The organism is Lacibacter sp., assembly GCF_057361365.1.
This window is the reverse complement of sequence record NZ_JBMQSG010000022.1, coordinates 379182-393179: the sequence shown is the minus strand read 5'-3', so window position 1 is coordinate 393179 and position 13998 is coordinate 379182. Positions and strand designations below refer to the sequence as shown.

General features: G+C 39.5%; 12 protein-coding genes. 4 read left to right on the top strand and 8 right to left on the bottom strand.

Features of this window, described 5'->3' with window-relative positions:
- Positions 1 to 55: 55 nt before the first annotated feature.
- The 3 genes from ACO1QW_RS20025 to ACO1QW_RS20015 form a co-directional block, all read right to left on the bottom strand.
- A complete protein-coding gene (locus tag ACO1QW_RS20025; RefSeq protein ID WP_486261163.1) occupies positions 56 to 775 on the bottom strand; it encodes a GNAT family N-acetyltransferase in 720 nt (239 codons plus the stop codon).
- A 296-nt stretch (positions 776 to 1071) separates the two neighbouring features.
- Positions 1072 to 1986 carry a DMT family transporter gene (locus ACO1QW_RS20020; protein ID WP_486261162.1) on the bottom strand — a complete coding sequence of 305 codons (915 nt, stop codon included), beginning with the start codon at positions 1984 to 1986 and terminating at the stop codon, positions 1072 to 1074.
- A gap of 3 nt (positions 1987 to 1989) precedes the next feature.
- Complete coding sequence (locus tag ACO1QW_RS20015) at positions 1990 to 3330, bottom strand: M24 family metallopeptidase (protein ID WP_486261161.1); 1341 nt, start codon at positions 3328 to 3330, stop codon at positions 1990 to 1992.
- A gap of 401 nt (positions 3331 to 3731) precedes the next feature.
- Between ACO1QW_RS20015 and ACO1QW_RS20010 the strand changes: the two genes are divergently transcribed.
- Entirely contained in the window at positions 3732 to 5279 is a 1548-nt protein-coding gene (locus ACO1QW_RS20010; protein WP_486261160.1) for a hypothetical protein, read from the top strand.
- 11 nt (positions 5280 to 5290) lie between these two features.
- On the opposite strand, the gene ACO1QW_RS20005 is transcribed toward ACO1QW_RS20010, so the two are convergent.
- On the bottom strand, positions 5291 to 6433 hold the full coding sequence (locus ACO1QW_RS20005; protein WP_486261159.1) for a methionine aminotransferase: 1143 nt from the start codon (positions 6431 to 6433) through the stop codon (positions 5291 to 5293).
- A gap of 123 nt (positions 6434 to 6556) precedes the next feature.
- Between ACO1QW_RS20005 and ACO1QW_RS20000 the strand changes: the two genes are divergently transcribed.
- Positions 6557 to 7885 carry a Gfo/Idh/MocA family protein gene (locus ACO1QW_RS20000; protein WP_486261158.1) on the top strand — a complete coding sequence of 443 codons (1329 nt, stop codon included), beginning with the start codon at positions 6557 to 6559 and terminating at the stop codon, positions 7883 to 7885.
- 3 nt (positions 7886 to 7888) lie between these two features.
- On the opposite strand, the gene ACO1QW_RS19995 is transcribed toward ACO1QW_RS20000, so the two are convergent.
- On the bottom strand, positions 7889 to 8215 hold the full coding sequence (locus ACO1QW_RS19995; protein ID WP_486261157.1) for an MmcQ/YjbR family DNA-binding protein: 327 nt from the start codon (positions 8213 to 8215) through the stop codon (positions 7889 to 7891).
- 57 nt (positions 8216 to 8272) lie between these two features.
- Here ACO1QW_RS19995 and ACO1QW_RS19990 point away from each other — a divergent pair, with 57 nt between their 5' ends.
- The gene (locus ACO1QW_RS19990) at positions 8273 to 8734 is read left to right on the top strand and encodes a hypothetical protein (RefSeq protein WP_486261156.1); all 462 of its coding nucleotides are present in this window, start codon (positions 8273 to 8275) and stop codon (positions 8732 to 8734) included.
- A gap of 71 nt (positions 8735 to 8805) precedes the next feature.
- Here the strand turns inward: ACO1QW_RS19990 and ACO1QW_RS19985 are convergent, their stop codons facing one another.
- The 3 genes from ACO1QW_RS19985 to ACO1QW_RS19975 form a co-directional block, all read right to left on the bottom strand.
- On the bottom strand, positions 8806 to 10062 hold the full coding sequence (locus ACO1QW_RS19985) for a pyridoxal phosphate-dependent aminotransferase (RefSeq protein ID WP_486261155.1): 1257 nt from the start codon (positions 10060 to 10062) through the stop codon (positions 8806 to 8808).
- Positions 10063 to 10146: 84 nt separating this feature from the next.
- Positions 10147 to 11250: a trypsin-like peptidase domain-containing protein gene (locus tag ACO1QW_RS19980; RefSeq protein WP_486261154.1), complete on the bottom strand. Its 1104-nt coding sequence runs from the start codon at positions 11248 to 11250 to the stop codon at positions 10147 to 10149.
- A gap of 32 nt (positions 11251 to 11282) precedes the next feature.
- Entirely contained in the window at positions 11283 to 12608 is a 1326-nt protein-coding gene (locus ACO1QW_RS19975) for a type III secretion system chaperone family protein (RefSeq protein WP_486261153.1), read from the bottom strand.
- Between the two features lie 175 nt (positions 12609 to 12783).
- Here ACO1QW_RS19975 and dnaN point away from each other — a divergent pair, with 175 nt between their 5' ends.
- Positions 12784 to 13899 carry a DNA polymerase III subunit beta gene (gene dnaN / locus ACO1QW_RS19970; protein WP_486261152.1) on the top strand — a complete coding sequence of 372 codons (1116 nt, stop codon included), beginning with the start codon at positions 12784 to 12786 and terminating at the stop codon, positions 13897 to 13899.
- The last annotated feature ends 99 nt before the right edge of the window (positions 13900 to 13998 follow it).

The window sequence follows — 13998 nt, the reverse complement described above, 5'->3', positions numbered from 1 at the left end:
AAGAGAGTGACGCAACAACAGATCAACCAAGGAACCGTTGCCGGTTACACCCATTTTATAAATGAAAAAAATATTGTAAGAATCTTTTTGCTTTGCTTTCACCACCAGCTCCTTTATCATCTTTGTCTTTGCGGAGGAATGGTTTTAGGAGTTTCCATTTTTTGAAACGCAACAAACGCTCGAAGCCTTTTTTATTTTCTTCGAAATATTGCTTTGTTTCCTCCGGCTCATAATGATCTTTAGGATCGTAAAGCATAGCGGTGCACATACAGTTCTTGCGCTCTTTGCTCATGAGGATATCGAAGTTGACACAACTCTTACAGCCACTCCAGAACTCTTCGTCTTGCGTTAACTCACTATAGGTAACAGGTTCGTAACCGAGATCAGAATTAATTTTCATTACTGCCAAGCCCGTTGTTAAACCAAAGATCTTGGCTTCAGGAAATAATTGTCTTGACAATTTGAAGATGCGTTCTTTGATCTGTTTTGCAACTCCACTTTTTCTGAAAGCAGGAGACACAATCAATCCGCTGTTGGCAACAAAAGCACCATGACTCCATGTTTCAATATAACAGAAGCCCACCCATGTGCCATCTTTTGTGAGAGCGATCACTGCTTTGCCTTCGTTCATTTTATTCGCCACATATTCAGGGCTACGTTTGGCAATACCTGTGCCTCTTGCTTTGGCACTTTGCTCCATTTCGTTGGTGATCGTTTCAGAATAGTGAGTATCGCCACTATTGGCTACACGTATAATAATTTCCTGATTGTCCATGATTGAATTAGCTTAACAAAACCGGGATGACCAATCCTAAGAGTATTACCGGGAGGTTGTTCACTGACAGGGGCCGTGGTGAAGGGCTCGTCCTATCAGACGATGCGTCGAGGTCGTGGGGAAAATACATAGAAGTTAGAAGTGCTGTTGTTGGCACTTACTTCAATTGTGTTGTATGTATTTGCGTTTGTCAATTGCTTAATAAAATTGAGGAACAAAAGTAATTGATATAATTATAAGATGAACATAAAATTTTCAAAAAGGTTTAAGAACGGTTGTTAGCGGAAGCATGATGCTCAAGCATTTATACGTTTGGCGTCGTTCTGTTTCTTAATGAATGAAATGATGAGGCCACTGATGATGATACAGACAATACCCAACGATGAAATCATATCGGGAAATGCATCGCCCAACATCATGCCTATGAAAATGCTGAAGATGATGCCTGCATAACTGATGGCAGATACAATTCCTGCTTTATCGGCACCGTATGCTTTGGTTACGAAATACTGACCGAACAGTGCCGATAACCCCATGAGCAAAACGGGAAACCATTCTGACTGCTGCGGCCATCGCCAGTTGATGAAGAGAATTTCATCGGCAGGAAGTTGTAATATGTAACGAATGAATGTAAAAAGTAACGGTACCAGCACTCCCGTGAGAACAAAAGAAAGAACGATCACCCTTGTATCGTAATATTTGGTGAGCCGGCCCACTGTTAAATAAGCAATGGCAGAGAGTATGCCACTGAGCAATCCTGCAAGATGATAGTACCAGGGAAAGTGAATATTTGGTTTGTAGATGAGCAGCATGCCAACAAAACCAAGCAGCACAGCCAGCAACACCCATCGGCCTTCATATTCTTTGAACAACAGGAATGAAAATATTGCGATGAACAAAGCAGAAGTAAGATTATAACTCATCGCTGTTCCCAATGGCAAATGTAAAATACAGTAGAGCAACATGTAAACTGCCGAAGTACCCATAAGCCCACGAAAGATAAGTCGGCGAAGTTTGCCACCTGTATGAACGGGAGCACGGTTGAGAAGACTAATAATCACTACCAGCAAACCCACAATGTTGCGCCAGAAAACAAGTTGGCCAGCATTAAAACTTCCTTTCAACATTTTGGCTGCACCTCCCATAACAGAAAAACCAAGTGCTGCCAGCAACATGAAGAAAACGCCACGATATGTTGGAGAAATATTCAAGTTCTAATCGCCAACATTTTTATTCACTCTCGGTACTAAATAAATTTCTTTTTGTCTTCCGCCAATGTAACGGAATCCAGTCTCATCAAAATATCCATCCTGTTCCAGCATAATACGAATGCTCTTTTTCCATTCAGGAATATCGCTTGCCGCATTCAATTCTATACTATAAGCTGTTCTGTAGTTCATTGGAAAATCACCAGCGCCGGGTACACCAGTTTGCTGATCCCAAAGTCCAATGGGCGGACCAGCTGCGTGTCCGTGAAAACCTAACGGATGCGTATAAATGGTGGCAGCAATATTTTCCTTTTTTGCTTGTGCCAAGGCATCAGCCAAAATCTGGTTACCTGTTTTATCTTTTTTGAATTGTGATGTGAGGATATCCTGCAGGCGGTTTGCTTTTGCAAACGCATCACGAATACTTTTTGGCACTTCTGTTTCGCCGGGCTTTAATACATAACCATGCTCCTGCACATCAGTGTTCAATCGCAGGTAAGTAATGCCAATGTCCACATGTAAGAGGTCACCTGGCTTAATCACATCATCTTTCGGTCTGTTTGAAAAACTTCTTAGATGTTCAAAGCTTTGCGGATCGTTTCGTTGAACAGAAACCGATGGATGAAACCAAGTGCTGTAACCCCTTGCCCTGATCTTTTCACGAAACCACCACACCAAATCATCCGTTGTTGTTACTCCCGGCGTAATTACTTTTTCTGAAAATCCTTCTTCAATAATTTTTCTTGTTTCATACACAAGCTGGGGATAGATCTGCATTTCACGTTCTGTTCTTGTTTCCAGCCAATTCACCGCAAGTGTTTCTGCACTCACCACTTTTGATTTGAAAGCAGCAGGCACTTTTTGCATCAGTTCATTATACTCTGTATGATCTAGTCCATCTGCATGTCCAAAATTTGTCGACATGTTAATGCCTATCTTATTTGGATTGCGTGATGTAACAATGTTAATCAATGCATCCCACTGGTTAGGAAACTTCTGCATATCCCATTCAGCCTTTATACTCTCACCCACATTGTATCTTGCAATAGCAAGCTTTTCAAAAATTTTCTTTTCGGGATTATTATAAAAAACAAGAATGGTTCTGCGGCGTGCAGATATCCATGTTGAAGGAAGCATGGTGCGTATCACCGGGTCTTCGTTGTATTCTCTTGAAACAATCACCCACATATCAATACCGTTACGTTCCATTAAAACCGGTAACAGGTTATTAAAACGATCTGCAAGAATTTCATCGATCACTTTTGCCTGTTCACGCATGGACAAGACTTGTGCGTTAGTAAAACAAACAGATGTGAGTGTAAGAAGAAGAAAAATAAAATTTTTCATACATTTTAATTACGATCCGAATGTACGAAAGCCAAAAAGTATTACCTGTACAAGAAAAAAGTGAAAGAAAAACTTTTCTGGAATGAATTTTACATTATTTTAGCAAACCTTTTAAAAGAAAAAGGTCACCTGTAGAAACAGCTGACCGTTAACGATTGCTTGCCATATAAAAAAATAGTTCTGTATCTTTATCGACCGCTTTAGCGGTTTGATTCTTGGCCGTTTACGATGCTTCCCCTTTAACGATTGCCTGCCATATACTTTTTACGCCCGAATCCGAGACAAAAATAAACCTGTTGTTTTTGTGTTTCAAATCAAATAACGGGTCTTTTTATGACGTCAAAGTCGGGGAAAGACATTGAAACACAGGCAGGACAAGGGTTTCAGGAAAAAAAAATATTATGGCCAACAGGTTTTCAGATACATTATTTCAATTAGTTCACTCCCTCGAAAAAGCCGAAAAACGGCATTTCAAACTTTACATAAAGCGTAGTTCTTCAAAAGAAGACCTTAAGATCATCCAGCTTTTTGATGCATTAGATAAAATGCAGGAATACGATGAGCAAATTTTGCTGCGCAAACTCACCGATAACAGCAAAACAAAACTTGCCAATCTTAAAACACATTTATACAGGGAAGTTCTTGCCAGTTTACGTTTATTAAAAACTGGCGAGAATGTAGATCTTCAATTGAGTGAACACCTGGACAATGCCCGTTTGCTTTACAACAAAGGATTAAAACAACAAAGCTTACGCATTATTGAAAAGGCGAAGGAACTCGCCCGTACAAATCAAAAAATGAATACGCTTGTTCAGTTGATATCTCTTGAAAAGAAAATTGAAACATTACACATTACCCGCAGCACTACAGATAAAACAGAACAAATGGCTGAGGAGGCATTCCAGATCAGCAGCCATATTGATCGTGTAACACGTTTATCAAATCTTGCATTGCTTTTATATCGCTGGTATGTATTGAACGGACACGCACGCAACGAAGAAGACGAAATTGATATTAAAGCATTCTTCAAAAGTTACTTGCCGAAAGATCTAAGTCTTATCAATGGCTTTTATGAAGAGCTTTATTTGTACCAGAGTTATTGCTGGTATGCATTTATTCGCCAGGATTTTTTAATGTACTATCGTTATGCAGAGAAATGGGTAAATCTCTACAGGGAAGAACCGCATTTGAAAAATATCGAAACAGGTCATTACATTAAAGGAATGCAGGCCTTGTTGAATGCACATTTTGATCTGCGCAATTTTAAAAAATTTGAAGAGACGTTAAAAGAATTTGAAGCATACGAGAAAACACCGGAAGCACAATTGCACGATAACTTCCGAACGCACACATCTATTTATATCAATAGTTCAAGAGTGAATGGCCACCTGATGAAAGGAACTTTTAAAGAAGGCTTGAAACTTGTGCCGCTGATTGAAGAAAAGTTAAGCGAGTATTCTTTGTTCGTAGATCAACACCGTATATTGGTGTTCAACTATAAAATTGCTTCGCTGTATTTTGGAAATGGCAATTATGAAAAAGCAATTGACTACTTGCACCGCATCATCAACGGGCCAATGGATATGCGTATTGATCTCCAATGTTATTCACGTTTGATGCATTTATTGAGTCACTACGAATTAGGTAATTATGAAATTCTTGATTCGCTCAGCAAATCGGTTCATCGTTTTATGGAGAAGATGAAAAATTTGACTACTGTTGAAGAAGCGGTATTTAAATTTTTGAAGACAAGCTTTACTCAATCTCCTGACAAAATAAAAAAGGCATTGGAAAAATTATTGCAGGATATCAAACACCTGGAAAAAAATCGCTTCCAGACAAGATCATTTGCATATCTAGATATTATTTCCTGGGCGGAGAGTAAAGTGTACAACAAAACCATGGAGCAGGTTGTACATGGTAAGTATAAGGAAAGTAAGCGCAGGTAGAATAAACTAAATCAAATCTTCATCAATCTCTCAACTGCCTGTTGCAATGTTCGGTTTTGTTTGCTGAAACAAAAACGGACCACCTTATCATCCTTCTGGTTATGATAAAAAGCAGAAAGCGGAATAGTTGCAACTCCTGCTTCTTTCGTTAATCGAATGGCAAGGTCTTTATCTGCTTCATCACTAATGCGGCCATAGCTGGCACAAATAAAATAACTTCCGCTTGTGTTCAACAGATCAAATTTTGTTTGTTTCATCAACTCAATAAAATAATCACGCTTTTGCTGCATAAAACGTGGCAGTGATAAGTAAGCATCTTTATTTTTTAAATACTCCGCTAACGCAACCTGTGCGGGAGTAAAACAACTAAAGCAATTATATTGATGTACTTTCCTGAATTCTTTTGTGAATGCCGCCGGTGCAATACAGTAACCCAACTTCCAACCCGTGCAATGATAGGTTTTGCCAAATGAAAAATTCACAAAGCTTCGTTCAAATAGTTCCGGATATTTCAACATGCTTTCGTGTAGCAGTTCATCATAGATCAAATGTTCATACACTTCATCACTTACAATAAAAATATTGGTACCAGCAACAACCGACTTTAATTCAGCAATATCATTTGCATCGAGCACACTTCCAGTTGGGTTATGGGGTGAGTTAATAAGGATCGCTTTTGTTTTTGCATTGATGGACGAACGGACAAGTTCCCAATCAATTTTATAATCGGGATAGGTTAATGGAAGCGGAACTGCTTTTGCAGCATTGATCTCAATATTGGGAATATAACTGTCGTATGCAGGTTCAAATAAAATTACTTCATCGCCCGGTTGAAGAATGGTTGTCAACGATGAATAAATAGCATAGGTACCGCCGGGAGTAATGGTTATCTCGGTATCGGGATTCACTTTTGTTTTATACAGGAACTCAACTTTCTCTGCAAGACTTTCACGCAAACCAATTATCCCCGGCATAGGTGCATATTGATTATGCCCATTCCGCATCGCTTCTGCAACTTTTGCAGTGAGTTCTTCATTCATAGGAAAATCAGGAAAGCCTTGTCCCAGATTAATTGCTTTATGTTCTGTGGCCAAAGCACTCATCACCGTAAAAATAGTAGTGCCAACATTAGGAAGTTTGCTTTTGATCTGCATAACTACAAAGTAAAGAAGATGAATTGTTTGATCACGAAATATTCCTCACAACTTTTCCGGCAATAACTTACATATGTTAAACGGTTAAATACTTATCTTACCTCTTCCAAAAATATTTCAACGATGAATGCACGCCGTAAATTTCTTCAACAGTCAACCCTTCTTGCAGCAGGTGGTTTAATCTTACCTGCGTTTGAGTCCAAAGCCTTTTCTATTTTCAACCGTAATTCGCCTTCTGATCAGGTAAATATTGGTGCCATTGGAATTAAAGGAATGGGATGGAGTAATGTAATGTCGGCATTAAAGATTCCGGGTGTAAATCTTGTTGCCGTTTGCGATGTTGACAAAACTGTTATCGATAAACGTCTTGGTGAGTTGAGCAAGAACAATAATGATGTTTCCAAAATAAAAGTCTACGGTGATTATCGCAAGCTGCTAGAGCAGAAAGATATTGATGCAGTCATCATCGGCACACCAGATCATTGGCATGCGCTCATGATGATCCATGCATGTGAAGCAGGCAAAGATGTATATGTTGAAAAACCGGTAGGCAATTCTATTATTGAATGTAACAGAATGGTAGCCGCACAAAAACGTTATAACAAAATTGTACAGGCCGGTCAGTGGCAACGAAGTCAGCAGCATTTTAAAGATGCAGTTGCTTTTGTACATAGCGGACAATTAGGAAATATCCGCACCGCAAAAGTTTGGTGTTACCAGGGATGGATGAAGCCCGGACCTGTTGTTCCTGATTCTGCACCACCTGAAGGAGTAGATTATAAACAATGGCTTGGCCCGGCGAAAACAAGACCATTTAACAGCAGCAGGTTTCATTTTAATTTCAGATGGTTTTGGGATTATGCCGGCGGATTGATGACCGACTGGGGTGTGCATTTGTTAGATTACGCTTTGATCGGAATGAAAGCAGAATTACCAATCAGTATTGCAGGGTTAGGTGGAAAATTTGCTTATCCTGATCTGTACGAAGAAACACCTGATACATTAACTACGCTATACGAATTTGAAAAATTCAATATGGTGTGGGATTCAGCAATGGGTATTGATAATGGTTCTTACGGCAGAGATCATGGCATTGCGTTTATCGGCAATAACGGAACACTTATTTTAAACCGTGGTGGCTGGGAAGTAATTGAAGAGCGACAAAGTAAAAATAAAGTGATCATGCCTTTTCAAAAGTCTTCAGACAATGGACTTGATAAGCATTGGGTGAATTTTATTAATGCAGTAAAGTCACGCAAAGCTGAAGATCTAAACTGTTCCATTCAGGCAGGGGCGCATGTTGCTACCGTTGCACAAATGGGAAACATTTCTTTCAGAAGCGGCAAGAAATTATTGTGGAATAAAGCAAAAGGAGCTTTTACAGATGAAGCAGTCAATCAAAAATATTTGCTGAGTCAATACCACAACGGTTACCAACTTCCAAAAGTGTAGTGATTATTTCTTTTTCTTGTTGACTAAGTCATAGGAATGATCGATCCATTCACGAATAAGTTTTGATGGAATAGTTCCGTCAGCTATAATCGTGTTCCAGTGTTTTTTATTCATGTGCCAGCCGGGTAATACCGATCTGTATTGTTCCCGCAGCTCAATAGCAAGATCCGGATCGCATTTTACATTGAACCGGAGATCATCTGTATCAAGTGGTAATAACAAAAATGCTTTGTTGTTTACTTTAAATACAATTGTATGTGGCCCGAAGGGTAATGTTTCTTCAGCCCCGGGCTTGCTCAGGCAATAATCCCGGATGGTTTCAATATTCATACGCTGATATTAAGAAAGTTGCTGCAACGAAATTATTGCTTTTGTTGTCAACCATACATGAAACATCTACTTATCATCATTTCAGTCCTCAGTTTGTTTGTTTCCTGCACGAAGAAATCAGAACAAGGTTATCAATGTAAAAACGATCTTGTTTGCCCCGCTGTTGTTTGCGTGGCTTACTGGAGCAACCTGCACTTTACTATTGTTGACAAAGCAACTGGTGCAGATCTGTTATTCGGAGCAAACCCTACGCTAACTGCAGCTGATATTAAATTGTACAGGAAGCAAAATTCGCCTTACACCGAAGTGCCCTTACTGGTTGACAATAACAAAAAGCGTTTATTTACTTTGCAGGCAAACGATACAATGGCATTACAAATTAAAAATGAAGCTCTGCAATATTTGTTGGTGAAAAAGTTTTGTGCAGATGAATGTTGTGCTCGTACAGCCGTTGAAGTTCGCCATGAAGGCAAACTGTTAATTGCGAATGACGAAAAAATTATTCGCTTCAGGTATTAATTTGTTTTCACAGATAATAAAACGAGAGCGGTTGAAACAAATTAACCGCTCTCGTTTTATTTTATAAACTCTCAGCTGAGCTTCTGCATCGCTTCTTTCAGCTTTCCTAAAAATTCTGGAATTTCTTCTTTATGGCAGGTGCCAACACTCAAACGATACCATGGTGAAGTTTTACTTGCACCAAATGCAGTGAAAGGCACAATGGCCAGCTTGGCTTCTTCCAGTAAATATTGTGTTACATCGGCCTGTGTTTGTAAAACTGTTCCATCCCCTTTTTTCTTTCCAACCAGGTCAACTTTTATGGTAAGATAGATTGCGCCCTGCGGTGCAACCACATCAACATTAAACCCTTCCGATTTTAGTTGCAGCAATCCTTTTGAAATTTCATCGAGACGATAGCTGATCTCATTTTTAAAATTGTCGAGGTAACGATCGATATTTTCTTTCTGTAATAAATATTTTGCTGTTGCTTTTTGTTCAGCCATTGGCGCCCATGCACCAACATGCGAAAGAATCGCTTTGATCTTTGAAATGATTAACTCCGGACCAACAGACCAACCAACACGAACACCTGTTGCTGCAAATACTTTACTGATACCGTCAACAAAAACGGTGACATCTTTCATTTCAGGACGAAGTGTAACGGGGTTGCTATGTTCGTTGCCGCCAAACGTTAATGTCCAGTACATCTGGTCGAACATCAGGAATAATTTCTTTTCACCTTCAGTTCTTGATTTGTTTTCTTCCAGTATCATATCGCAGATCTTTTCCAGTTCTGCTTTAGGAATCATTGTGCCTGTTGGATTTTGTGGTGTGCACAAACACAACAACGTTGCTCCTTTAATATGTGGTTTGATATCGTTGGCTGTTGGCATGAAATCATTTTCCACAGTTGTTTCGATCACCACATGTTCAGCTTCATTAAAATGTGTGTAATGATTATTATTCCAGGAAGGTGCAGCATAAATTACTTTATCGCCTTTGTCAACAATAGCACGAAAAATTGCATAGATCAACGGGCGGCCACCGGAAGCAATCTGAATTTCATTCACGCCATAGTCCAACCCTTCCCGCTCCTTTAAAAATTGCGATACGGCCTGGCGCAGCTCCAAAATTCCTTCTGCAGCGGGGTAAGTTGTAAAATGATGTTTGTAAGCTTCAATTATTTCGTCTTGCAGTTCCTGTGGTATGGGAAATATGCTGCTATCGAAATCGCCAATGGTAAAGTTGTAAATATGTTCGCCCTGGCGAATGCGTTCTTTTATCTGGTTGCCCAGCTTTACAATTTCAGAACCTATTAATGTTTCAGCAAGATGAGAAAGCTTCATACCTGTAATTTTAAGAAAGCGCAAAAGTAGGGTAAGGCTGGCAAAAACAATCAACTGTTCGTTTCCTGATAGTACTCAAACCGTTTACTCCTCTACACGATTGAGGCAGCCATATTCTTTTTTCAATATATCATCATACGCATCAGCTTTCTGGAACAACTGGCGAAATAACAACTCACCATTGTCCTGTGAAAGATCCAGGTCGTATACAATACGACTCAACACAATATTTTGATTCTGACAGCTGAGCACTAAACCATCATTATGATAATTTTCCTTCAGCAAAAATTGATACAATGGTTTTATCCTTGTTCCATCTGAAGGCAGCAGGCACAGGTATGCATCACTGGCAATAAAATAATTTTCAGGATTATAGCGGATCACAATTTTTGCACTGCCTTCTTTTACACTCCACGTATTTACACCTTCACGTGCCAGTTTAATATCCTTGCCTAACGCCTTTAAAATGTTTTCAATCGTTTTGCTTACACCCACCGGTTCATATTCTTCGATTGGTAATTCAGGAAGTTTGACTTCGCTGCCGCAGGATGGACAATATTTTCCATTATCAATATTATCGGGCAACACCAAAAATTCACAAGCATGACAACGGGTTGATGGCTTGCCTTTGAACGGCATATAAATATCTAAAGCCGTACGCAGGTATTGTTCAGGTAACGCAAAACCCAAGTTATCGCCACCACGAATGATGAACGTGTTTACACCAATCACTTCAGCATTCATATTAACCAAAGGACCGCCGCTGTTGCCCGGGTTAATGGCCGCATCGATCTGGATATATTTTAATCCTTCACGCACACGATCAACTTTTGAAATTACTCCTTGCGTTGCTGTATAATTTAATCCATAAGGATGGCCAATAGCAATTACCGGATCACCATCTTTCAATTTTGCGTACTCACCTAATTTTATTTCGGGCAACTGTACTTGTGGAGGTACCTGCAAAAAAGCAAGATCATGTTTACGATCGGTGTACCACACACGACTTAATGTTTTCTCAAACTGTTTACCCGCAATGGTCACTTCTGCATTGTTGTCTATTACATGATTATTGGTAACAATAAGATCGTAGTGACGCAGGTAAAAACCAGTGCCGGTGCCACTTTGCGTGGCAATTTGTATAATGGTATCCTTGAAAGATTCAACTATCTCGACCGTTGATGGCATTGATTATTCTTTGATGTTAATAATGATGATGATTACTTGGTCTCAATATTTATAAATTCAATTTCCGCTGTAAACGATAACGTAAAACTGAGCAGCGAATCATATTTCAGGTTTTCGGTTTTAAAATTCAGCTGCGTATATTTCTCCCGCCAGCTATCTATAATGCTGTTGATCTTTTGAACGATCAACTCACTATTGAATTGCTTTGTTTGGCTATTATACAATTCTTCAGTGAAACCGAGGTCACGAAAAAAATCAGAATAAGAAACCTTCATTAAAATAAGATACAGGTCAGTTACCGGCCGGGGCAAACTAAAATTATATTGACAGTATCCCAGGCCATATTCGCTGATTTGTTGTGCTACATACGGATGATTATTATCCTTGAACCAGGCCGTATTTTGGTTTGCTCCAAAAATAGAATCAGCAATTGTTTTTTGTTGCGTGGGTTGCGTAATGGCAAAGCTGTGTTTGCTGCGAAAAAAACTTGGGAAAACATCTTCTTTTGTTTTCGTCAGCATTTTTAAAAGACCCTGCAACATAGCTTTATTCTTTTCGCTTGCATGCTTATCATCTTTCATGAAATAATGCGACACAAGATCTTCCAATTCGAATAAGAGTTTGCTTTCGGGTACAAGCAGAAAGTCGATGCGGTAGGCAAGGTTCAGCAGTAAATATGAAATACCACCGCTCATCTTATCCGGATCAAGTTGCTCAATTGTAGTTGATGTTTCTCTTATCCATTGAATAAGATAATTATACTTTACCTCTTTTTCCGCATCCGGAATTTGTTCAATGTGCTCGGTATCTATTGGCTGCAATGTTTGAAAATCGTGCAACAACAGGTCATCCTGCTTATCGGCACGAGTTGCTAATTCTTTAAATGCATAATAAAGTTTATTGGGGTTGGCGGTATTCATTTCGGTATCAAAACACATACATACCCTGTCTTCATCTAACCCATACCTGCTGTAAAAAAGATTGAAATTATGTTCAAGTAACCGGCGCATAACAGGTACCGAAGGCTGTTGCATTTTGGCTAACGTTACTTCGGCAGAAAGATCCTGGTCGTTGTACCGACCACGCACCAACTTACTTCCCTGGTAAAACGTAAAAGTTTTTTCTGCTCCACTGGAGGATGTCTGCACGTTTTGCAATGCATCATCCCGCATATAATCAAAAAAGGCTTCGATACTTTGGTGATAATTCTTTTCTTTGAAAAGATTTTCCGCATCGGTCCAGCGTTTGGTTTTAGCCAACGTTTTATTGTTATCGCTGTAACGTCCAAACGTAATGGGCGGTGTTACAGCTTCCGGGCTTTGTTTTTTCTTTGTCCAGCCAAATAGTTTATCAAGCATCTTCTGTTAATTATAAGGGTCGAATTTACAATGATTTTGCTGCAAAGTATGTTGTTTTGAAGGCATTCATCTACCTGCAAAAAGGCTAAAAATAAGTTGATAATTTAACCCTTATCTTGCAGCCTCATGAGGCAAAAATGCCTTACCTTCCCCGTTATTAAATTTGAACAGCGTTATGAAGTTTATCGTTTCGTCATCGGCTTTACTGAAACAACTGCAGCAGATCAATGGTGTAATTAATGCCAACACCGTATTACCCATTTTGGAGGATTTTTTATTTGAGATCAACAAGAACAAACTCACCGTGGTTGCTACTGATCTTGAAACCGTGATGAAGATCCACATGGATATTGAAGCCAAAGACAATGGCCGTGTTTGTATTCCTGCACGCATCCTCATGGATACGTTGAAGAATTTACCTGATCAACCACTCACTTTTAATATTGATAAGAACTTTGGTATTGAAATTACCAGCGATAGCGGTAAATATAAAGTGATGGGCGAAAATCCCGACAACTTCCCGAAAGAACCTGTTGCTGATGATACCACTTCATTCACAACAACATCTTCAGCATTGGTTACTGCCATCAACAAAACATTGTTTGCAGTAAGTAATGATGATTTACGCCCGGCAATGACGGGTGTATACTTCGAACTCGATAAAAAAGGATTGACCTTTGTTGCAACTGATGCTCATCGTTTAGTACGTTACAAACGTACCGATGTAAGTTGTCCTAAGAGCGAAAACTTTATCGTTCCAAAAAAACCGTTGAACTTATTAAAGACAGCGTTGCCTGATAATGACGATGAGATCACAATCTCTTACAACAGCAACCACCTGTTTGTGATCCATGGCACAACAGAGCTTGTGTGTCGTTTGATTGATGCACGTTTCCCTGATTATAAAGTGGTAATTCCTGCTGATAATCCTTATAGCATGATCGCCGGTCGTAATGAGTTGGCGGGTGCATTGCGCCGTGTTAGTGTGTTCAGTAACAAAAGTACCAACCAGGTAGTGTTGAGCATTGGGGGTAGTTCATTACAATTAGCGGCACAGGATGTTGATTTTAGTTTTGAGGGTAATGAACGAATGAAATGCCAATACGATGGTGAGGATATGCAAATTGCCTTTAATGCAAAGTTCTTAGTGGAAATGCTGAACGCAGTTGAAACAGACGAAGTAAAAATGGAATTGAGCACAGCAACTAAAGCTGGTCTTATTAAACCAACCGAGCAAAACGAAGGTGAAGATGTGTTGATGCTCGTGATGCCTTTAATGTTAAATCAGTAATTACATAAACCAATACTAACTGCTGATGATCCCGCTTGCAAAGGCGGGATTTTTTTTGTTGCCTACTGAAATACCCGTTGCAGGGTATAGCACCGCTGC